The sequence below is a fragment of the Maribacter sp. HTCC2170 genome, assembly GCF_000153165.2.
Classification (GTDB): domain Bacteria; phylum Bacteroidota; class Bacteroidia; order Flavobacteriales; family Flavobacteriaceae; genus Maribacter_A.
The window spans coordinates 2333549-2355991 of sequence record NC_014472.1; the positions used below are offsets into that span (position 1 = coordinate 2333549).

Annotated in this window: 14 protein-coding genes; 1 reads left to right on the forward strand and 13 read right to left on the reverse strand. The window is 36.8% G+C overall.

The features are described 5' to 3' along the window. Positions 1-44: 44 nt before the first annotated feature. From FB2170_RS10290 to FB2170_RS10310, 5 genes are all read right to left on the reverse strand, one after another. On the reverse strand, positions 45-1154 hold the full coding sequence (locus tag FB2170_RS10290) for a family 16 glycosylhydrolase (protein WP_013306493.1): 1110 nt from the start codon (positions 1152-1154) through the stop codon (positions 45-47). A 179-nt stretch (positions 1155-1333) separates the two neighbouring features. Then, on the reverse strand, positions 1334-3868 hold the full coding sequence (locus FB2170_RS10295; RefSeq protein ID WP_041632796.1) for a carbohydrate binding domain-containing protein: 2535 nt from the start codon (positions 3866-3868) through the stop codon (positions 1334-1336). A 33-nt stretch (positions 3869-3901) separates the two neighbouring features. Beyond that, complete coding sequence (locus FB2170_RS10300; RefSeq protein ID WP_013306494.1) at positions 3902-5518, reverse strand: RagB/SusD family nutrient uptake outer membrane protein; 1617 nt, start codon at positions 5516-5518, stop codon at positions 3902-3904. Between the two features lie 11 nt (positions 5519-5529). Continuing rightward, positions 5530-8511: a SusC/RagA family TonB-linked outer membrane protein gene (locus FB2170_RS10305; protein ID WP_013306495.1), complete on the reverse strand. Its 2982-nt coding sequence runs from the start codon at positions 8509-8511 to the stop codon at positions 5530-5532. Positions 8512-8747: 236 nt separating this feature from the next. Continuing rightward, positions 8748-11558, reverse strand: coding sequence for a triple tyrosine motif-containing protein (locus FB2170_RS10310; RefSeq protein ID WP_013306496.1), 2811 nt, complete (start codon positions 11556-11558; stop codon positions 8748-8750). Positions 11559-11823: 265 nt separating this feature from the next. On the opposite strand from FB2170_RS10310, the gene FB2170_RS10315 reads away from it, so the two are divergent. Beyond that, a complete protein-coding gene (locus FB2170_RS10315; protein WP_013306497.1) occupies positions 11824-12249 on the forward strand; it encodes a CBS domain-containing protein in 426 nt (141 codons plus the stop codon). Between the two features lie 37 nt (positions 12250-12286). Here the strand turns inward: FB2170_RS10315 and FB2170_RS10320 are convergent, their stop codons facing one another. The 8 genes from FB2170_RS10320 to FB2170_RS10355 form a co-directional block, all read right to left on the reverse strand. Continuing rightward, positions 12287-14488 (reverse strand): DUF349 domain-containing protein, encoded by a 2202-nt coding sequence (locus FB2170_RS10320; protein WP_013306498.1) that lies wholly within the window; start codon positions 14486-14488, stop codon positions 12287-12289. Between the two features lie 96 nt (positions 14489-14584). Continuing rightward, the gene (locus FB2170_RS10325) at positions 14585-15331 is read right to left on the reverse strand and encodes a shikimate dehydrogenase family protein (RefSeq protein ID WP_013306499.1); all 747 of its coding nucleotides are present in this window, start codon (positions 15329-15331) and stop codon (positions 14585-14587) included. Next, positions 15309-16322 carry a DUF368 domain-containing protein gene (locus FB2170_RS10330; protein ID WP_013306500.1) on the reverse strand — a complete coding sequence of 338 codons (1014 nt, stop codon included), beginning with the start codon at positions 16320-16322 and terminating at the stop codon, positions 15309-15311. The genes FB2170_RS10325 and FB2170_RS10330 overlap by 23 nt, the downstream gene beginning before the upstream one ends. 12 nt (positions 16323-16334) lie before the next feature. Next, positions 16335-17249: a DUF368 domain-containing protein gene (locus tag FB2170_RS10335; RefSeq protein WP_013306501.1), complete on the reverse strand. Its 915-nt coding sequence runs from the start codon at positions 17247-17249 to the stop codon at positions 16335-16337. Between the two features lie 25 nt (positions 17250-17274). After that, positions 17275-18675, reverse strand: a complete 1401-nt coding sequence (locus FB2170_RS10340) for a tetratricopeptide repeat protein (RefSeq protein WP_013306502.1) — start codon at positions 18673-18675, stop codon at positions 17275-17277. A gap of 100 nt (positions 18676-18775) precedes the next feature. Then, positions 18776-19954, reverse strand: a complete 1179-nt coding sequence (locus tag FB2170_RS10345) for an aspartate aminotransferase family protein (RefSeq protein WP_013306503.1) — start codon at positions 19952-19954, stop codon at positions 18776-18778. 8 nt (positions 19955-19962) lie between these two features. Further along, positions 19963-21663 carry an OstA-like protein gene (locus FB2170_RS10350; RefSeq protein WP_013306504.1) on the reverse strand — a complete coding sequence of 567 codons (1701 nt, stop codon included), beginning with the start codon at positions 21661-21663 and terminating at the stop codon, positions 19963-19965. A 72-nt stretch (positions 21664-21735) separates the two neighbouring features. Further along, positions 21736-22368, reverse strand: coding sequence for a MarC family protein (locus FB2170_RS10355; RefSeq protein WP_041632797.1), 633 nt, complete (start codon positions 22366-22368; stop codon positions 21736-21738). Positions 22369-22443: the final 75 nt, after the last annotated feature.

The window sequence follows — 22443 nt, forward strand, 5'->3', positions numbered from 1 at the left end:
AGAATTCAAAAGGCTTTTTTACTTCAAAATGTGCTACCCATTATTTATTGGTATACTCTCACATAATCAATTTCAAGAATGTCTTCGGTGAAATTTTCCGGTACATCACCTCCTAAAGTTCCTCCCATAGCCAGATTCATCAATAAATAATGTAGATGGTTATAAGGCTTATTTGAAGAATTAGGCAAATCATAGATCAACTCGTTATCTACAAATACTTTTATGTTATTGCTGTTCCATTCCATAGAATAAATGTGAAATGCACTTGAAGTATCAGAAATTGTATTTGTGCCACCAGAATTCATATATTCACCGGAGTTCATGTCTCCCCAATGAAAATGGGCAATAACACTATTTTTATTCCATCCATTTTGCTCCATAATATCAATTTCTCCACAAGCTGGCCAACCCACGTTGCCATATTGGTCGCCAAAATAATTCCCTGTTTCATTGATATTCGCTCCAAGAGTCCAAAACGCGGGCCATGTACCTTCTTCAGCAGGAAGTTTAGCGCGAAACTCAACACGTCCATAGGTAAAGACAAATTTTGAATTTAACCTTGCTGAAGTATATGATTTGGTAGAATTGTTTGTAGTGTATTGCTCTTTTAAAGCTACAATTTTTAGGGTGCCATCACTCACAAATGAATTGGTGGCTCTGTCCGTGTAATGCTGCAGCTCATCATTATACCAGCTCCCATTATTTGGGGGGATGACTTGATAGTGCCACTTTTCAGGGTCAGGACTTCCTTCGTACTCAAATTCATCTGAGAAAATTAAGGTTGTAAAGGCTTCATCGGATTTGGAAACTTCCACAATTATGGTTTCATTGATAAACTCCCCTGTTTCTGAATAAGCCCATGCCGTAACAGAATATGAATGCGTACCATCTTGGGTAAAGACATGCTCTATTGAGCCAGAAGGGCTTTCTTGCAAATCCCCATTTTCAAATCTGAATGCATATCTGACAGCATTTTCGGCGGATGCAGAAACCTGTACCACTCCAGAACCATCCCCGTTTGGGTTTGTAGCGTCCGAGCCAACAATGGTTACGTTCAACACTAGTTTGGATGGTATGTTGTTGGGCTGAGAATCTCCTTCACTACAAGAAATTACAAGCGTTAGGATGATCAAGGCCCTGTTTAAATAGTTCATTTTAAATATTTGGTAAATTATATTTTACTTCATGGTTTTTATGGCACATTTTTTAACACATGTACTGCAATTTATTGATATGCCCCTATTTTTCTTAGGGGCATATCTGTTAACTAGGCTAACTCAAATTAAATCCAATTACACTGCCGTATGCAGTTTCCTTTTATACCGTTATAGATCTATTGATAGAAATAGATATTATCAAAATAAACTGTACCGTTGCCATCAAACTTCATTTGGATCACATCCATTAAATCCACTACGCCTGAAAACTCGGTAAGTGGGATATCCACACTGACCCACTCTCCTGTTGTTATGGCAAATGAATGTGATGTTTCTACGGGACCTGAACTGATAAGGAAACCATTAAAGGCCGAGGAATCCGCGGTCCAATAGTCTATATGCAGCATGCTCATTCCCGAAACATCCAAAGGTACGGCGAATTGAGTTCCTTGGTAGTTCAAGTTTTCATATTTCAGGGTGTTGTCACCGGCAACATCTACCTGTGTCACCACTGTGGCTTGGCCCCAATTCGGGTTAAAATCAGTCCCGGACACATCTGTATAAGCGTCACTGAACACTGAAATTACATCAGCCTCTGCAGCGGTTGGTGTTGGTGCAGCACTATTTGGCTCCGTAGCGGGCGCATTATAGAAATAGATATTATCCAAATAAATAGTTCCATTGCCATCAAACTTCATTTGAACGACATCCATTAGATCTACTACCCCTGAAAATTCGGTAAGTGGAATATCCACACTGACCCATTGTCCTGTTGTTATGGCAAATGAATATGCTATTTCTACTGGTCCTGAGCTGATAAGGAAGCCGTTAAGAGCCGAGGAATCCGCGGTCCAATAGTCCATATGCAGCATGCTCATTCCCGAAATATCCAAAGGTGCGGCGAATTGTGTACCCTGGTAGTTCAAGTTTTCATATTTTAGGGTGTTATCGCCAGCAATATCTACCTGTGTCACCACTGTGGCTTGGCCCCAATTCGGGTTGAAGTCTGTTCCGGTCACATCAGTATAATCGTCGCTGAACACCGAAATGACATTGGCTTCTGCAACAGTTGGTGTGGGTGCGGCACTGGTTGGTCCTGTTGGTTGTCCTTGGTGGAAATATATATTATCCAAATAGATGGTCCCATCACCATCAAACTTCATTTGAATGACATCCATTAGATCTACTACGCCTGAAAACTCTGTGAGTGGAATGTCCACACTGACCCATTCTCCAGTTGTTAAAGCAAAAGCATGTGCTGTTTCTACTGGACCTGAGCTGATAAGGAAACCATTAAATCCGGCTGAATCCGCTGTCCAATAATCAACGTGCATAAAAGACATTCCTGAAACGTCTATTGAATTTTCCAATGCAATTCCTTGGTAATTTAGATTCCCATATTTCAAAGTATTGTTTCCATCAATATCCTCTTGTGTTGTTACCGTGGCTTGTCCCCAATCAGGATTAAAATTTGTACCTGTAACATTGGTATAAGTATCACTAAATATAGAGATTACATCTGATTCCGCTAATGTTGGCATTGGTGCAGCAGTAGTTGGCCCTGTTGGTTGTCCTTGATGGAAATAGATATTATCCAAATAAATGGTTCCATTGCCATCAAACTTCATTTGAACAACATCCATTAAATCCACTACACTTGAAAATTCTGATAAAGGGATATCAACACCTACCCATTCGCCAGTGGTTACCGTAAAAGCATGAGGTGCTTCTAGAGGACCAGGGCTTATAAGGAAACCATTAAATCCTGTTGAATCAGCGGTCCAATAATCAACGTGCATGAAAGACATTCCCGAAACGTCTATCGAATTTTCCAATGCGATTCCTTGGTAATTTAGATTCCCATATTTCAAAGTATTGTTTCCATCAATATCCTCTTGTGTTGTTACTGTGGCTTGTCCCCAATCAGGATTAAAATCTGTGCCACTAACATTAGTATAAGTATCACTAAATATAGAAATTACATCTGATTCTGATAATGTTGGTTCAGGCGCTGAAGTTGTAGGTTCTGTAGCCTCAACTGCCCCTCCCTCGGCCATGGTTATATCATCAAAATAATGTGTGGTATCAGCATCCTTATCACTATTGAAATCAAAAAAGAGTACCAACCTATCATATTTGTCAGAATCACTTGATGAAAAAGCAAAAGACAATTCTTCCCATTCGTTTGCAACCGTTGTAGTGCCCTGAACTTCTTTGTTTATTGAACCATCAGCACTATCCTCTAATTTTAGAAGTACGGTCTGATCGGCAGCTGGAGAATATACTTTTACTTTAATAGTCTGTTTCTCCGAGAAATCTACCTTACCGGTCAAGTCGAAAAAGAAACCAGCCCAAGGTTCTACACCTGTAGTCTGTATATACTCAACTACCTTCTCTGAAGTGTTTATTCCAGAACCATTTGGGTTTTCAACAAACTCTATTGTTAAGGAGCCGTCCTTTTCCCCAAAAAAATCAATTTCAGGCCCTCCACATTCAAAATCTATTCCGGCAGAAATGTCATTTACTACAGGATCCTCTGGACAACCTTCAATAATTGGTAAAGGTTCTGGTGCAACATAGGCCGAAGGTGGCGGAATGTCATCTTCTATTTCGCAGGAAATGATGACGCATATCATTCCCATCCCAAAAATTAAAGCTAAAAGGGGTAATCTTGTGCTAAGCTTCATTTTAGTGTTTCTATTTGTATTCATTTCACAATTTTTTAATTAATATTATATCGGCCATTAGTTATATCCCTGGTTTTGAGGATAGCTAGGCCCCAATAAATCCATTTGTTGCTGAGGTATTGGCCAATTTTGCATATACTCCCTTAGGATTTCCTTAGGATTTCCTTCAGGGTACGACTCATTCATATTATCGTTGTTCATATGATCTAGTAAAAACTCATATAAATTACCGGTTCTTTTGAGGGTATACCAACGTTGCCCTTCAAACCCAAGTTCGCGGGCCCTTTCGTCCAAAACTGCCTGCAGATCAACTGTGGTTATAGAAGCTGCATTGGCTCTATTTCGAACAGCATTAATGTATTCCAGGGCTTTGGTATTATTTGCCAACATCATATGTGCTTCGGCACCTATTAAATAGGTTTCGGCCAATCTATAGATCATAATATTTTTGAAGTGGTTTCTATCAGTGGGTTCTACATTTTCATCAAAGAATTTTAAGACTCCAGGGTTTTGTCTCCTATAGTAGAGCATAAACTCATTTTGATCGGTTTCACTATTTTCATAAAGATCCAATGGGTCACCCAACTGCTTGCCCGCTGGAAGCGAAGGCTCATCGTTATAGGCATATTTGAAAATATAATAGGTATTGTCCTTTCTGTCGTCATTGGGGTCCTCATTCAACAAATTAATCGCATAATCATTCAATGATAGGAAACCTACGCCAGCCCCTCCGTTTTCAATCGATTGTATCATACCAGGAGCATCTGCATAGGATGATACCAGGTTCCAGTTCATGATATGTGGACTGCCTCCACCAATGGTCTCTTTTTCAAAATTGAGGGCAAATAAAGTTTCTGAATGATTTAATTCTCCGGCAAACACTTCAGCAGTAGTAGTGGTTAGGCTATGGTAGCCACTGTTAGCGACAGCATCTGCCTGTGCAGCTGCTTCTGTCCAATCATTTTCCCACATGGCCACCTTGGCCCTTAGATGTCTTGCCGCACCTTGGCCCCATCTACCAAACTGTTCTGTGTTGTATTCGAGGTTGACAATGGCAAAATCCAAATCTGCCTTTAAGAGTGAAAAAATTTCCCCTTCAGAAGATTTGTCTTGTGGCACATCAAAAGCATTTTCAGGAGTCGTAGGCTCCGTGGTGATATAAATATTATTAAAAAGCCTATACAGGATAAAATAAGAATTGGCCCGCATGCATTTAGCTTCGGCCAAGATTTGATTTTTTATCTTTTCATCAATACCCTGTATTTTCTCCGCTCCTTGAATAATGGCATTGGATCTATCAACTATTTTGTAATAGTTCACCCAATAGGCATTAAGCCCAGAGGTAGTTCCAAAATCTCCCAAACTGGCGCCCCAAAGTAATCTACTATATAGGGAAGCCTCACCGGTTATTCCTACTCCAAGATCACTCTTGGCCTGTGGAATAAGTGGGTATGTGCCATTTAAGCTTAGGTCTTGGTAAAGATTTCTATTCAAGGAATATAATCCTACGACAGCAGATTCAAGACCTTCAGGAGTTGTATACAGAAAATCAACAGAAGTGTTTGAAAGAAGCTTGTCCTCTAAAAAATCCTCTTGGCATGAAGTGAAAAGCAAAAGGCAACCTAGTATTGTATAAAAGCTTTTTGATAACATATTATTATTTATATTTTTCATAATATTTTTTTTTAAAACCCTACTTTGACCCCAAGTGTTATGTTTTTGGTTTCAGGAAATGCAGTTCCACCACTATTGTTTAGCGGGTTTTGTTCTGGACTATATGATCTAAAATCTGTTAAAGTGAACAAATTAGTTCCCGTTACATATACTTTTGCATTTTGAAATCCAATTTTTGAAAGCGTCTCTTTAGGAATATTATACCCCAATGACAATGTTCTCAATCGTACATATGATGCGTCCCTTACCGCGAATGGGAAAAGGTGCAAATGGGTGTCAGGTTTAGGTCTAGGATAGTCCGTTGAAGGAAATTCTGGAGTATAATACTTTGTCCGAATTCCATTGATTGACCCTTTCCACAACTCCCCATTGGCGAGAACGGGATTTAATTTTGTTGCTCCTTCGACGATGTAGATATCGGCAAATAAGTCAAAGTTCTTGAACGTAATGGAATTGGTGATCGAACCGTACCAATTAGGATCTGTACTCGTAAATACATTATCTCTATTATCAATCTGACCATTCCCATCTTGATCTATGACCCTAACATCCCCAGGGTTTGCCAAAGGGTTACCTGAACCTGCAATGTCATCACCTACTTGATAGATTCCATCGTATTTAGGCAACCAAATGTTGTTGATAGGTTGACCTACAGATAATCGTCTTCCTGAAGCAATGTCCGTGATATCAATTTCATTGCCATTTTCATCAAGTTCTCCTGTAAGCGCGAGCACCTCAGTCCTGTTCCTTGAGAATACCATTCCTAACGACCATCGTAAGTTCTCATTTCGTATAATATGAGATGTCAATGATGCTTCAATTCCGCGGTTCTCAATTTCACCTGCGTTAAAGCGAATTACGTTGAACCCGGTAGTACCCGCAATTGACCTATCCAATAATAAATCAGTGGTGTTCGCTTTATAGTATTCAAAAGTACCCTCAAAGCGGTTTTTGAACAACTTAAAATCAAGACCAGTGTTCAGGGTAGTAGTGGTTTCCCACCTCAAGTCTGGATTGGGCAAACGTGATGAGGCAGTTGCTCCTGCCACGGTTTGATCGCCAAAAACATAAGGTATGTCATCGGCTACACCCAAGGACTCCAACGAATTGATGCCTTGATTTCCAGTGGTCCCGTAGCTGACTCGTAATTTCATTTCGTTTATGGCATCCACATTTTCTAAAAATGCCTCGTTCTGCATTTTCCAAGCCAGAGAAACTGCAGGGAAGAATCCCCATTTATTGTTCTCGGCAAATACTGAGGCACCATCAGCTCGTGCCGTTGCCTCTAATAAATAGCGATCAAGATATCCATATCGTACCCTGCCCAAAAAAGAGAGTAATTTACGTTGTGAAACGCCCCTAACGCTATTGAGAAGTACAGTTGCATTTCCATTAAAACCAAGGGCATCATTGGTAAATCCCGATTTGTCAATTTGGGTGTATTCATTTCGTTGTTCATCAAAAGCTTGAACCGCAGTAAAGTCCAGACTATGGTTTTCATTGATCTGTGGTGTATAATTGAGGATGTTTTCCACCAAGACCTGTTTAAATAACTGGTTAGAAATAACCGCAAGCCCATCTACCCCTTCATCTCCTGCTGAATGTAAGGATGTTCTGTAAATTCCCCTATTAGTATTTCTGTTCCTCAAAAATGTCTTTAATGTGTAGCTCAGATTGGGTGTAAAGTTGTACACCAAGCTGAGGTTAACATCTGTAAGGTTTGTTTTGGTCTCGTCGGTTGATTCCCTTTGATCCCATAGCGGGTTTACCGCGGTATTTGATGGACCTAAATAAAATTTGAGTAATTCGCCCTCTTCGTCCAATGGTTTGGCCAGGGGTGTTATGGTAGTAAAGTTTAGGCCGCCTGTTTCTTGATTCTGTGTAGAATTTTGATAGTTGAAAATTCCTCTAAATAAAAGTTTGTCCGTTAATTCCTGCTCCAAGTTCAGTTTTAAAGTACCTCTGTCAAAACTAGAATTTGGGATTATACCTTCTTGGGAGAAATAATTGACACTTGAAAAAACCCTGGTTTTTTCAGTACCCGATGAAAAGCTCAAAGCATGGCTTTGTATTACTGCGTCCTGTAATACCAAATCTTCCCAATCTACAAAATCATTATTTCCTATGGCATCAATCTCAAAAGGAGAAAATATGTTTTCATCCCTCAAGTATTCCCCAGTAAATCTATTTCGGTTGGCTTCCCTTTTTAAATCAATGTATTGCTGACCAGTATATTGATTAAAATTTTTGGACAATGACTGTACTGTAGTATAGCCGTGGTAGTCAATAGATACTTTGCCAGTCTTCCCCGTTTTAGTAGTAACCAGTATAACACCATTTGATGCTCTTGAACCATAAATTGCGGTTGCAGATGCATCTTTTAGGATTTCAATATTGGCTATATCGTCTGGTGATACATCATTTAAACTGTCAAATGGTAAGCCATCAACTATTACTAACGGAGAGTTTCCATTTGGAGCTACGGAAACATTACCCCGAATGACAATATTAGATGATCCACCTGGTCTTGCATCGCCTAGATTAACTTGGACACCTGCCGCTCGACCCCGTAACATCTCCGATACGTTTGTGGTAGGTACGGAAGTGGCGTCATCAACTTCAACGCTAGTTACAGAACCAACTACGTTGCTCTTCTTTTGTGTACCATAACCCACTACAACAACTTCATCCAAAGCACTTACATCTTCCTGAAGATTTATTGTTATAGGATTGGAGTTACTTACCGTAACTTCTTGGGTTACAAATCCTAAATAGGAGAAAGATATTATATCTCCAATGGTCATGTCTTGGATGGTAAAATTTCCATCAAAATCTGTAGTGGTTCCTTTTACTGTATTTTTTACAATTATACTTACACCCGGTAAAGGTTCATTGTAACTTGCATCCAAAACAGTTCCACTTATCGTTAGGTCTTGACCCCATATACTTGGTATGCAACAAATAATAGTAAGAAATAAAAAAATGCGCTTCATGTGTTGTGTATTTTGAAGTCACAATGTATTTCATAATAAAAAGGAATCCTTAAATTCTACCACTACAAAAAACATACATGGCAATAAAAAAGTAATAAAATTGCATAATTGATGGATTATCCCTTGGGAAACGGGGATTTCTATAATTCTTAAATGCTAAAAAAATTTAACAATCAATTAAGAGAATCACTTTTGTATAGGTAATGTTGTGGTTAAATGGACTTTTGTAGTATGCCCTAAAGGTTTAAAATGTAGTCGGTAAGGCTGTTTTCGTGCGGAAGTGCCATTTTTTTGCGTAGACGATAGCGTTTTACCTCTACACTACGTACCGAAATATTGAGTAACGGCGCTATTTCCTTTGAAGTTAAATTCAATCTAAGATAAGCGCATAATCTTAAGTCGTTGGGTGTTAAATTTTGGTGATGCGATTTAATATTCTTTAAAAAATCCTTATCGGCATTGTTGAATGCTTCTTCAAAAAATTGCCAGTCATCAGTATTATTGATATTTCTGTTTATCGTCTTTATTACCGATTTTATCTTTGGAGTATTTTCTACTTGTTTTAATTGATCTTTGATGCTATTCAGGAATTCATTCTTCTTAATAAGACTCATTGTAGAGATGGCCAACTCTCGATTTTTGTTTGCTATGTCCATCTTTAATTTTTCGTTTTTGATTTGTATGATTTCCTGCTGGGCCTTTAGTTTCTTTTGTTTAAGCTTTTTCAAGTTTTCTTTTATCAACAATGCATGTTGCTTTTTATAATATGATTTATATAGTTTATGGATTATAAATACTAATACACAAATACTTAGAATATAACATAGTATTGCCCAATTGGAATAGTACCAGGGCCTTTTAATTTTGAATGCGAAGGAATCTATATTTTTTGACAATTGATTTCCAACTAATGCTCTAACTTTAAATGTATACTCACCGAATCGCAAATTTTTAAATGATACGTCGGGGCTATCGAACCATTCGCTCCATTGGTCGTTTACCCCATATAATTGGTATTGATAATTAACCTCTGCGTATTTATCAAATTCCGAAACACTAAAAGAGAACTTGAAATTATTTTCATGGGATGGGAATTCCGAATTAGTCCCTAAAGAAACTTTATCTTCAGGAGCATGTAGAGATTCGTTATAAACCGAATTAATCTTAACCGAAAGTTCCTTGGGTTTTATTTTATCCACATTCAAAATGGTGTAACCATCTGAAGCACCGATCAAAAAACGATTGTCCTCTATATTAGTCAAGAATTCAAATCCTGAAATTCCTAAGCTTCTTCTAAAAGTGCTTGGGATCGGAATTTTAAAAGATTCAGGAGTATTCTTGAAATTACTTGGGGTTACAGCTATTATATTTTTATTGGAAAAACCCCATAGCTTATTGGTTTTCTGGTCCGGAATCAATATTCCTAAAATATCCTCATCTGAATTGTAAAACAAGCTGGTCAATAATGAATCAGCTTCGAAATTTTGCTTATCTACATTGAATTTTAATATTCTTCTATCAGAATTTGAAGTATATAATAGATTGTCATGATAACGAACCAAACTCGACCCATATCCCTTGGGTGACTCATTCTCAATGTTTAATACCTTATTGAAACTTGAATCTAACTTTAGTTTAAAGATACCTTTATACTCGTTGTTAACGATTATTTGATTGTCATCTGTGAATTCAAAAAATCTACTTGAAAAATCAAACCCCCTCAATCTATTTCTAAATTGCCACTGACCCTTTATTTTTTCAAGCACGCTCAAACCCTCATAATTTCCTTGCAACAACAGATTCTCGTACCCTCTTATCCTTTTAATATTCCAGGTGCCAGGATAATCTGATATCAATTTTGCCTTATCTTTATCAATAGTGTAAGTGCCATTATTATGAGCACAAAATAAGGTGTTTTCCATAACCAAAAGACACCATACTTGGCCTTCTGTTTTTTCGATTAATTGAAACTCATTTTGGGTATTTGCTTTTTTATAAAATAACCCTTGATTTGTTCCTATATACAGATTTTCATTGAAGACTTGCGCAGCATAAACATTACCCACTTCCCCTTTTAGATCTTTATATTCAGTAAAAGGTGAATCTAAATTTATAACACTTATCCCATTGTCCAAACCTAACCACAGATTCTCATCTTGGTCTTGAAACATTGATAATACTGTATTATTGTTGAGGCCTTTTTCTTTATTAATCTTATTGATTAGATTGCCGTTTGGATCAATATGGTAAATACCATTCGAGATGGTCCCTAACATAAAACTACCATCATGCAATTGAACACTACTGTAAACATTTATTAAGGACAAATCTTCATCTGCTTCAATATTCCACTTGCTAAGACCAGTATCATTCAAAAAGTAAAACTCCCCATTTTCACTAAGAAACAGAATTTTGTTTTCAATTTGAAAAGCCCCTACCAATACATAATCTTTAAAAACAGGGTCGCTTGACACTAAAATAGGTTCACCATTTTCAATTTTATAAATTCCTTCACTTAGTTTTTGAAATAATACACTTTTACCAACATTGAAAATTTTTGCTCTTCTAGTTTCAGAATTAATAATTTGAATAGATTCATCAATTGAATTGTAAATGTATATACGGTCCAAAGATTGAAATAATACCCAATCATCAACTTTTAGTATGTTCCAAAATTGTTCATCGTCGATTAAGGAGTCTTTAAGTTTAGGAACCAATGAATTATATTGTAAATCACCGAATTTATCTTTTTCCCAGTATCCAAACTCCATATAACATCCAGTATAAACAAGTTCATCAATAACCTTCACTGATCTTATGACAGAACCGTTTGGAGTCTTAAATAACTGCCACTTGGCCCCGTCATATCGTAATAGGCCGGCATTATTGGCAATAAAAATATGCTTGTTGTAATCTTGGGAAACCATCCAGTTCTGGTTACCTGCATTATAGTCCTTGGCTTTATAAGATGTAATAGGAGGTAATTCTTGAGCATGTAGATTCAAACAAACAAGTGAGAAATAAAATAAAGGCCAAATTGATTTCATACCGTTATATACAAACTTCTTAAGTTAAAAATAATAAGGTGACCTACAAAGAATACCTGGAGAATTTAATACTATTTTTAGCGCCTAAATTTATCTTGATAGGAAGTTGTTCACTTGGGAAGAGTAAGCCTCAAGTAGATGTTGAAATATTTTGGTTTTATAGTTGGCAAAGTTACAATGACCTTTTAGAAGTCCATATGATTTTTATCATACTTTCAAAACGCTTATCTGTCTATTTTTAATAAAGAAATATAAATTGGCAGACATGAAAAAAGGAACTCCCATATCGGCAATAATGACCAAAAATGTCATTACGTTGAATACCTCGGATAATTTGGAAAAGGCTGAAAGTCTATTTAAAAAATATCATATTAGGCATATTCCAGTAGTGTCTGGAAACAAGATTATTGGAATGTTGAGTTATACTGATTTGCTTAGAATCAGTTTTGCCGATGCCGTATATGAGGATGAGGAAACTGTTGATACAATGGTATACAATATGTTCAGTATAGAGCAGGTTATGGCAAAGAACTTGATTAGTGTGTCTACAAACACAATTGTAAAAGATGTTGCAGAGATATTGTCCAAAAAAGAATTTCATGCAATACCTGTTGTGGATGACGGTAAATTAAAAGGCATTGTAACTACAACAGATCTTATAAACTTCCTTATTCAGCAATATGATGATTAGACATGGAGTTTAGTCTTAAAATGATTTAGAAAGACCGTTATTCTTCCTCAGAAGAATCGGTCTTTTCCTTTTCAGAAGTTTCTTCAGCCTCTTTAAGAATATTATGCTGCAAAACGTTCAACTTTTTCAACTTGGCCTGCCAAGTTTCTAAAGCCTCTTTATGTTTCCCAACTTTTTTCACTACCTCTTTCACCATTGGATTGTCTTCTGATGCATTTGAGAAGAACAATAGGTTATTTTCTAATTGGCGTATCTCGTTTTTACTTTCATCAATCTTTTTGCGAATAAAAGAACGTTCATTTGCAATGGCCCTATCATTATCTGTACCGGCCAGGCGTTGAATTTTATTGCCATATTTAAGAAGTTCAGATTCTTGACGGCTGACGTCTAATTTTCTAAAAATCGCATCTAATATTTTATTGAACTTCTGGTTGATGTTCTTTTTGTTGAATGGTACACGTCCATAGGTTTTCCATTCTTCAACGAATGCTTTAATGCCCTCTAGATCTTTGTCCCGATCACCAGTCAATTCAAAGGTTCTTAGCCTTTCAAGGCATGCATTCTTTTTCTCAAAATTCTCTATTTCATCTTTGTGGGCCTCATTTTTCAAGGCGTGCAAACGGTCAAAATAATGATTACATGCATCCTTAAATTCTTTCCATATTTTATCGGAGTATTTTCGAGGTACATGGCCAATTTTTTTCCACTCGTTCTGAATTCGTTTCATTTCCGAAGTGGTCGAATTCCATTCTTCACTATCCTTTAATGAGATGGCCAAATTGAGCAATTCGCGCTTTTTGTCAAGATTTTCCTGCTGTCCCTTTTTTAAATTTTTGTAATAAGCGTTTTTATTTCTGTTGAATTTACGTACTGCCTCCTTGAAATTTGCCCAAGTTTGTTCGTTTACTTTTTGGGGAACTTTGCCAGCTTTAAAAAAGGTATCACGTAACTCTTCAATTTGTTTTATTTGTAGCTGCAAAGCTTTGTGGTTGCCGGCAACTGTGTTGGAAATTGCATCGATAGCGGCAATGATCTCATTCTTCTTAACAAGATTCTCCTCATGGATTTTATCCATGTTTTTGTAATAATCCTGTCTTCTATGATGAAGTACTTTTGTGGCATTGCTAAAGCGTTCCCAAATCTCCTCTCTATGTTCTTTATCAACGGGACCAATATCCTCTTTCCAAATTTTATGGAGGGTCTGTAATTCCCGAAAAGCTTTATTCAGATCTTCCTCTTTTTCCAAAGCCTCTGCCCGTTCAACCAATTTCTGTTTTTCCTCAAGATTATGTTTAAAATCAAGGTCACGAAGCTCTCTGTTTATGTGCAGAAAATCATAAAAAATCTCAATATGGTGATGGTAGGTTCGCCAAACATCATTGTAATTGTTCCTCGGCACTGGTCCAGCATTACGCCATCTTTCCTGAACGTCTTTAAAATGTTTGTATGTAGTGTTGATGTCTTCTTCAACATTCACCAAACTTTTTAATTCGTCGATTATAGCCAACCTATTGGCCAAATTATCTTTTAAATTATTTTCAAGATTTTTATAGTATTGATTGCGTTTTTCTCGATACTCGGAATAAACTTCGTTGAATTGTCTTTTTGCAACGGAGTTATATCTAAAATCAATCTCATTACCTCCATTACTTATGAATTCCTCTTTTTTATGTTCTAAGAATTCTTGAAATTTCAGGTCAAATTCGTGTTTAATACCATCAACATGTTTTTTGATAGCCTGAATTTTTTCGTTTTTGACCAATTTTTGAAGTTCTCCCACTAAATTCTCCATTGACATTGCATGATAATCCAAAATGGGAATGTGGTGTCTACGATGATTATCTTTGTCCTCAGCGTCCTCTGCGTTGGATTCATCAATCTCATTTAAGACTGCTTCTTTAGATTCTTCACCTTCTTTATTTGAGGTGGGTTCTGGATTTTCAATTACAGGTTCAGTCCTTTCAGCGGTCTCTGAGGCATCCTGATGTGAAGGTTCTTTCGTTTCTTCCTTAGCCGGTTCCAAGTCGGTAGATGATTCAACAACCTCTTGGTCTTTAGTCTGTTCAGTAGTTAATTCAGTGTTTTCCACATCTTCCGATGTAGTAGCTATTTCGGTGTTAACTTCCAGAGATTCAACTTCAGTTCTTTTCTCCGATACTTCTTGGGTGGTTTCGGTAGTTTCTGAATTTATTTCTTCACCTGCGGTTTCTTGCAGTTCTTGATCTTTCTCTTCTTGCATGTTAAATTGAGTTAGTTATGCTTAAGATTGCTATTGTAAGATACTAACAACCGCAGTAATACCAAAAGGTATTGGTAGTTCTTTTTTAAAGCGTAATTACGAATTCCATATTTTCCAAGATTTTTCCGCCTGTAACTCAAGCATCTTAAGCCCATTACAGATAGATGCCCCTTGTTTCTGACCTTCTAACAAGAAAGCTGTTTTTTCAGGATTGTAAATTAAATCGAAAAGCAAGTGCTTTTTAGCGATATATTCATAGGGTATATTTGGCTTATCTGCAATATTGGGAAAAGTGCCCTGCGGAGTACAATTGACCAAAATGGTATGTTTTCTTAAAACTTTATCACTGAGCTCTGAGTAGCTCAATTGATTTTTTCCTGGGGTTCTAGAAACATATTTAAATTTTATGCCCAGTTCGTTAAACACAAATGCCACAGCTTTAGAGGCACCTCCTGTACCTAGGATAAGAGCCTTTTTATGTCGTTTTTTTAGAAATGGTTCTATCGACTTTTTAAATCCGTAAATATCTGTATTATAACCTTTAAGGCCTTTTTTAGTAAATTTTAAGGTGTTTACCGCACCTATTTTTTTTGCTTTTTTGTTCAGCTTATCTAAATATGGGATAATAGCCTCTTTATAGGGGATGGTCACATTCAAACCTTTGAGGGAATTGTTTTGATTGATAAGATTTTGAAAATCCTCTATGCTAGTTAAATCAAAATTTTCATAAGAATGATGCTGTAAATCCAATCCTTTGAATTTTTCAGTAAAATATCCTTTAGAAAACGAATAGGAAATATTCTTACCAACAAGTCCAAATCTACTTTTTTCTATATTCTCCATACCACTCCAGTCCTAATAAAATGAATATCCCTACGATTACAAAGAAAATGGCCCACCATGTTTCCGGGTCGCCAAAATTTGGCAAATACCTTTCATAATTTAAGATAATCTCCTTGCCATTAGAATCTAAAAATACCTTTCCAGTTTCATCTGTCTTAAATATGGTTCGTTTCCAAGGCCACACAACGCCTAATGAACCTGTGATAAATCCGATAATCACTGCTGTACTTATATGTTTAAAATGTTTTAATACGTAAGTGAGTATATGAGATAGGGTAACTAAACCTGCAGCGGAACCTAGCGTGAATACCGTTAAGATTTTTAGAGTGTTCAACCGTTCACTATTTTTTACAAAACTAAAATCGCCACGCAGCATTTCGGCAAACGTATCATATAGGGCATTGACCGAATCTACCAATAGTAACACATAATTACCCAAAAGAATTAATATGAATGATCCTGAAAGCCCCGGTAATGTCATCCCGGAAACACTGATCATTCCACAAATGAAAATAAACCAAAGGTTGTCATTTTCTTTTGCAGGACTCAAAAAACTTATTGAAATACCTACTATTAAGCCCAAAAATCCTGCTACTACTGTTTTTTTGTTCCAATGTTTAAAATCTTTGGAGATATAATAAATTGAACCCAAGATCATTCCGAAGAATGCCGCCCAGACAAAAAGTTCTTTACGTTCAAGAAAATAATCGAGTAGCTTTGAAACGCTGAAATAGCTTACCAACATTCCGAAAATCAGCAAAGTCAAGAATTGCCCGTTTACATACTGATAGAAGCTTTTGAACCTTCCGTTGAACAAAAGCCTGAATGCCTTAAGGTTTATTTTTTGGAGCGAATAGATGAATTCCTCATAAAACCCACCAACAAAGGCCACAATGCCTCCAGAAACCCCTGGAACCTTATTGGCAGCGCCCATTGCAAGTCCCTTAAGCACCAAAAATAATTTATCAAAAAATGTTCTGGGTTCGTACATGCGAAGCAATGACTATTTTTTCGAAGCTACTTTCTCAAGTATAAAAATAAAGGAAAAACCTATGATTGTGGCGATTATTGCAAACATTAACTGTGGATCGCCATCGAAGGTGAACGGAGTAACGGATTCGTCAATCTCAATAACCTTTTCGCCAATGGTCCTCGTTTCAATAATCTTTTTCCAAGGCCAGATCTTATTCAAGGAACCAAGAATAAAACCTGTTAGAATTGATAGGGTTATGTTCCTGTGATGATCGAACATCCATTTTAAGACCTTTGCAAAACTTAGAACGCCAAAAAGCATACCTAGCGCCATTGTAATCAATATTTTAAAATCTTTTTCATCAACGGCTTCAATAACTGTCTTATAAGTTCCCAACAATACAAGAATAAAAGAACCGGAGATTCCTGGCAATATCATTGCACAAATGGCTATTGCTCCAGAGAAAAATATGTAAGGCAAACTTGCTGTATTGGGAGAAGGGGGTATTGTTGTTATAAAATAGGCGCCAACAGCTCCTAAAATGAGCAAGACTATGATGGTTGCTGACCATTTTTTTATGGCCTTCGCAACAATGAGAACACTGGCGAGAACCAAACCAAAGAAGAAAGACCAGAGCATAATTGGTTCATTTTCAAGTAGCCACCGTATTATTTTGGTAAATGACAGAATACTAATGGCCATACCTAAAAGTAATGTAAGGAGGAAGTTTCCATTTAATGCCCGCCAAAAACTTTTAAACCCATCGGTCCTCCATACCTTAAGAGTTTTTAAGCTTATATTGTTAATGGTGGAAATGAATTCCTCGTAGATGCCGGCAACAAAAGCAATTGTACCTCCTGAAACCCCTGGGACCAATTCAGCGATTCCCATGGCCATTCCTTTAAGGGTGATAATTACGTATTGTAGTAAATTCCGATTTTCCATAGACAAAAAGGCAAAAGTAGTCTATTTATCTTGAAGCTTTTTTGTTGTTTGATATTATGTTCTGCGTCCATTCTGTTTTATAAAACTCAGGAAACTCTTCAGAGAACAATTGTAGCTTTTCTGAATCTTTTTTCAATGCATCTATTAAACGGATACGTGCATTTATTTTATCATTTGCTAGCAAATGGAATCCCGCTGTTTTATACAGAATATCAGCACTTTCCGGATAAAATTCCTGTCCTTGTGCCAGTATATGTAAGCCAGAGGCAAAATCCCTATTTTCTTTGGCCACGCTGGCCCAACTTAACCAAGTGTCCAATTCGTAATTACCCAAATCAACAGACTGCTTAAATGAAAAATCTGCCTGGTCAAAGTTTTCAAGGGCAGCATTTATTTTTGCACCTTTTTTCCAATAGGTTGGGTTCTCACCATCAATATTCAAGGCTTTATTTATGTAATACAATGCCTTTTCGTAATTACCATTATTAAAATAGAAATCTGTTATGGCTAACCAACCTTTGTCCAACAAGGGGTCTTCATGTACTGTTTGATAGTAGTAGTACTTGGCCATTTCATCATTACACAAACGCTCATAGCACTTTCCTATTCTTAAGTATGCATGTGAAGTTGGATCTTCAATCTTAATAGTAGTCTCGTAACTTTCAATAGCTTCATCATATTTGCCTAATTTTTCAAGAACCTTACCCTTTTCAAAATAAGCTCCGATAAATGAATCATCCGAAATAATGGCAAAGTCAAAAGCCGTTAAGGCTTCTTGGAACATTCTTTTTGAAAAGTATTGTTTTCCTAATTGGTGCCATGCTACTTCGCAATAAGGGTTTCGGTCTAAATAATCATTTAGGTATACGATGGCACCTTCAAAATCCTCTAAAAACTCGAAACAGTAAATAACGTTGTAGAGTGATGAATAGTCCTGTTCATCAAAACTCACACATTTCATAAAGCTTTCTTTGGCGAGTTTAAAATCATCCATAAAAAGATATTCCATGCCTAATAGGGAATGTATATCATAGCTTTTATCGGCAAGACCAAGTGCTTTTTGTAACAAAGTAACTGCAGCTTCGTGATTATCTTTTTTTGAATAAATGTTCGCTCTTTGGATATAGATTTCTTCGTTAGTCCCATCCACTAGTTGAAGTTTATCCAGTAATTGTTCTGCAGCATCAAGGTTATTTTCGAAAACGAGTACCTCAACATTCAATAGCTTTAGTTCTATAGAATCGGGATGTTGCTTTAAACTGATTTTGATTGCCTTCTTGGCTAAGGCTATTTTACCGTGGTTGAGGTAATGGTGAATAATATCTTCAAAATCTTCAGCATCAAAGAAGTAGACATCATCTGTCTTAAGCATTGATTCAAACTTCGCAATGGGCTGGTTCGGCCTTTCGTTAGCTTCTAACGCCATAGGAACTATTTGGTTAAACTATGGAATTAAAAATAGTCTTTTGGATCTACGTTTGATTCCCGATTAGGGCTATATTATTAACAAATTAGTTAACAAGTTTTTATTTGTAATCGTTGAGTATCTGAAGAATGGTTTCACAACCTTTTTCTATTTCCTCAATGGTAATGGTCAAAGGCGGTGAAATTCTAACTGCCCTTTGCTCAAATAGTAGCCAAAAGAGTATTAGGTTCTTTTTTGTAGCTGATAGAATAAGAAAATCAGCAAGTTCTTGGCTTTCCATTATTAAGGCTAACATAAGTCCTTTGCCACGGATCTCCTTGATATACTTATGCTTTAACAGTTTACGGATTGTTTTTTCTTTTTCTAAAGTTTCTTCTATCAGATTGCTCCCAGTAATTTCCTGTAACGTTGCCAAACAGGCAGATGCTATCACTGGATTGCCACCAAATGTGGTGATGTGACCTAGCCTTGGATTATCTTTTAAGGTCGACATTATCTCATAAGATGACGTAAAAGCACCGACGGGAAGACCGGATGCCATTCCCTTACCAATGACCAAGATATCTGGAATGCAATTGTACTGTTCAAACGCAAAGAGACTTCCTGAACGACCAAAACCAGGTTGAATTTCATCTAGTACCAATAATGCGCCGACCTCTGTGCATCGTTTTCTGACTTTTTCTAGATAACCTTCAATTGGTTCAACAAATCCAGCACCACCTTGTATGGTCTCCAGTACGACAGCAGCCGTTCTGGAAGTAATCTTTTGAATATCTACTTCCGAATTAAAATCAATAAAGGAAATGTCTGGAATCAAAGGCCTAAAGGTACTTTTTCGTTCCTCATAACCCATAATACTTAGACTACCCATGGTGTTACCATGGTACCCCTTATTTGCAGCTACGATTTCTGTTCTGCCCGTAAATCGCCGGGCCAATTTTAATGCTCCTTCTATAGCCTCTGTGCCTGAATTCACCAAATAGGTAGTTTCTAAAGGAGCTGGAAGGAGTGAGGCCAAAAGCTTGGTATATTCGATTGCAGGTTCTTGAATGTACTCACCATAAACCATTACGTGCATATACTTATCCAGCTGGTCTTTTACGGCCTTAACGACCTTTGGGTGACAGTGTCCAAGACTGCAGGCGGAAACACCGGCGACAAAATCAAGATGCGCATTACCGTTCTTATCATAGATGTATGAACCTTTGGCATCCACAATTTCCAATGAAAGGGGATGACTTGTTGTTTGGGCTTGATATTTAAGAAAATCATCTTTCATAATCTGCCTTATAAAGCCTTCTTCTGTTTTGATTTTTTCTTTGGATCAATAGCTTGATCATTTGATTTGGGAATATTGTTTACCGGGTCGCCCTCATTGGAATTGCGTTCTTCTTCCTCGGCATCAATATCAATGGGATTTGAAATTCCTCGTATGATCGGAAGTACAATATTATTATCGTCATAATCAAAAATGTCATCTTTGGACATAATTCGCTCATCACCACGCCAAATAAAACCTTTTAGAATTCTTTCATTCACAGATAATTCTGTTTCTGGAAAAATATCGCCTTCTGGGTCAGTAAAAAAAGTAAGGTCTTCAATGTCATTGTTAGCCATTGTAATGCGGATCTTACTGCATTTGGTCTTGTTTATTCCAACAAGTTCATCGTCATCATTGTAAACGTAATAAACGACCTCAGTATTCTTGATTAAATCAATGACTTTAAGTTGATTATCCTCAAATTTACCGAACAAGTCTATGCCTTTTGCTTGGTTGTAGCCTTCCATACTCACACTATCCAACGAAATGACAAAAGCATTGTTCAATACCTTGAGCGAATCCATTTTCTCAGTCTTTAAATTGGATTTTAAGTGAATGCTGTCGCCGGTCATTTGATTTGGACCATTCCATAGAATGGGGTTTGTGATCATTTGAGTCAATCCTGTTTTTTCATTGTAATGGATAGAATCGCATTTGCCACTTAAGTCGGTCTTAAAAACTTTGGCATTTCGAAATGCTCGTAAAATTCGATTTTCAGGTTTACCTGTAAGCATTAATGTATCACCATGAATGTACAGTGAGTCTTGTTCCATTAAGCCAATTGAAACGGCTCTCTTTGTGGCGAAGACAGAATCTTTTGCTTTAAAAACCTCAGCATAATGTGCTTTAATGAGACCGTTATTTATAGTGTCGATCACTTTTATATTGTTGGTGGCCGAAGCAAACTCCCTTGCTTTATTAAAATAGACGCTGTCGCCTTTTATAATTCGATTGTTGTAATCAATTTTCGTGTTTTTAATAAAATAACCACTTTCAACCTTGGTGTCATAAAAACCACGTTCACAATAGATCTTATACGTATTCCCAGTTATTGTTGAGGGGCCATATAAATAGGCATTCTTTGAAGTTTCGTAATAGTCAAGTTGCTCGGAATCAAGTATATAGTCTGGATTTGTAAGGTGTACACTATCTAAAAACTGAAGCTTTTTTGTTTCTAGAAAATACTTGCCAATTTCACTTGTTAATGTATTCACAGAATCAACCACAGTACCAAAATCTTGATAATATGCCTGTTGTTCTATTCTATTGAAACGTAATGTATCTGTGGTAAGGGTCATTTGTGACTTACTGGTCAAAACTACATTTTCCCATGCCTTAGCAAGGTTTTCATTTCCGTTGTAATCAATTTTGCCACTGGTCATTTCAACAGAATCACCTTGCTGCAATCGAATATTTCCTATAGCTTTTAATCTGTTTTCTTGTTGGTAGTATATGGCGAGGTCACAAAAAAGGTCAGCGCCTTCATGCTCGAACTGTATTTGTCTATTGTCTTTGCTGAAGATTGAAGCACCTGGAAATTGGGCCTCATCCTTGGTGAAATTAGCACCATAAACTATATTGATTTGTTTTACTTCTTTTTCCTCTGGTTCCTGAGCCAGTATCGGAAGAGTGAATAAAACCAATAAATAACCAATTACTCTTTTCAACCTATGATATTTTGACCAAAAATAGAACTTTTTGGGGCATGTAAATAATGATTGGGATAGTTTTAGGAATTGTTAATTCATCATCTCTGCTACAATTGGTTTTAGGCCACTAAAAAAGAACTCAACGGCAATTACCATAACAATCAGTCCCATTAAGCGCATCATGACATTATTGCCCGTTTCACCAAGTACTTTTATTATTTTGCTTGAACTGAATAGAATCAAGTAAGTGAGTATCATCACTATCAAAATTGAAAGAACCAATACCATTTTCTTTTCCAGGGACTCGGCGTCTTCCATTAAAACAATTGCGTTTGTCAAAGCTCCAGGCCCACAAATCATCGGAATTGCCAATGGAGTTATTGATATATCATTGATATAGGAATGTACCTCCGATTCTTTTACCTTAACTTTTCCCAATCGTGCTTGAAGCATATCCATTCCCATCAAAAAGAAGATAACGCCACCAACAATTCTAAAGCTATTAACTGAAATCCCAAAAAAGTTGAACAACACTTGACCAGAGAATGCAAAAATGACTATCGTGATAAATGCCGCAATGGATGCTTTTTTGGCAGTACGGGTCCTATGTTCATTATCTAGTTCTGCCGTCATGGTCATAAAAATAGGCATCGTACCAAGCGGGTTGATCAAGGTGAAAAAAGAAGTGAATGCCAAAAGACCAAACGTTAATAAATCGCTCATAATAAACAAATAAGATTCAAATACTAAATATTTTCTTAATGAATAATTAAGGGGCAAATGTATTTTATTTTTTTA

Coding starts and splice junctions, on each gene's coding strand:
- FB2170_RS10340 (WP_013306502.1), bottom strand. CDS start 18,675: ATGGCGTTAGAAGCTAACGAAAGGCCGAACCAGCCCATTGCGAAGTTT.
- FB2170_RS10305 (WP_013306495.1), bottom strand. CDS start 8,511: ATGAAGCGCATTTTTTTATTTCTTACTATTATTTGTTGCATACCAAGT.
- FB2170_RS10325 (WP_013306499.1), bottom strand. CDS start 15,331: ATGGAGAATATAGAAAAAAGTAGATTTGGACTTGTTGGTAAGAATATT.
- FB2170_RS10300 (WP_013306494.1), bottom strand. CDS start 5,518: ATGAAAAATATAAATAATAATATGTTATCAAAAAGCTTTTATACAATA.
- FB2170_RS10290 (WP_013306493.1), bottom strand. CDS start 1,154: ATGAACTATTTAAACAGGGCCTTGATCATCCTAACGCTTGTAATTTCT.
- FB2170_RS10355 (WP_041632797.1), bottom strand. CDS start 22,368: ATGAGCGATTTATTAACGTTTGGTCTTTTGGCATTCACTTCTTTTTTC.
- FB2170_RS10345 (WP_013306503.1), bottom strand. CDS start 19,954: ATGAAAGATGATTTTCTTAAATATCAAGCCCAAACAACAAGTCATCCC.
- FB2170_RS10310 (WP_013306496.1), bottom strand. CDS start 11,558: ATGAAATCAATTTGGCCTTTATTTTATTTCTCACTTGTTTGTTTGAAT.
- FB2170_RS10335 (WP_013306501.1), bottom strand. CDS start 17,249: ATGGAAAATCGGAATTTACTACAATACGTAATTATCACCCTTAAAGGA.
- FB2170_RS10315 (WP_013306497.1), top strand. CDS start 11,824: ATGAAAAAAGGAACTCCCATATCGGCAATAATGACCAAAAATGTCATT.
- FB2170_RS10330 (WP_013306500.1), bottom strand. CDS start 16,322: ATGTACGAACCCAGAACATTTTTTGATAAATTATTTTTGGTGCTTAAG.
- FB2170_RS10320 (WP_013306498.1), bottom strand. CDS start 14,488: ATGCAAGAAGAGAAAGATCAAGAACTGCAAGAAACCGCAGGTGAAGAA.
- FB2170_RS10295 (WP_041632796.1), bottom strand. CDS start 3,868: ATGAATACAAATAGAAACACTAAAATGAAGCTTAGCACAAGATTACCC.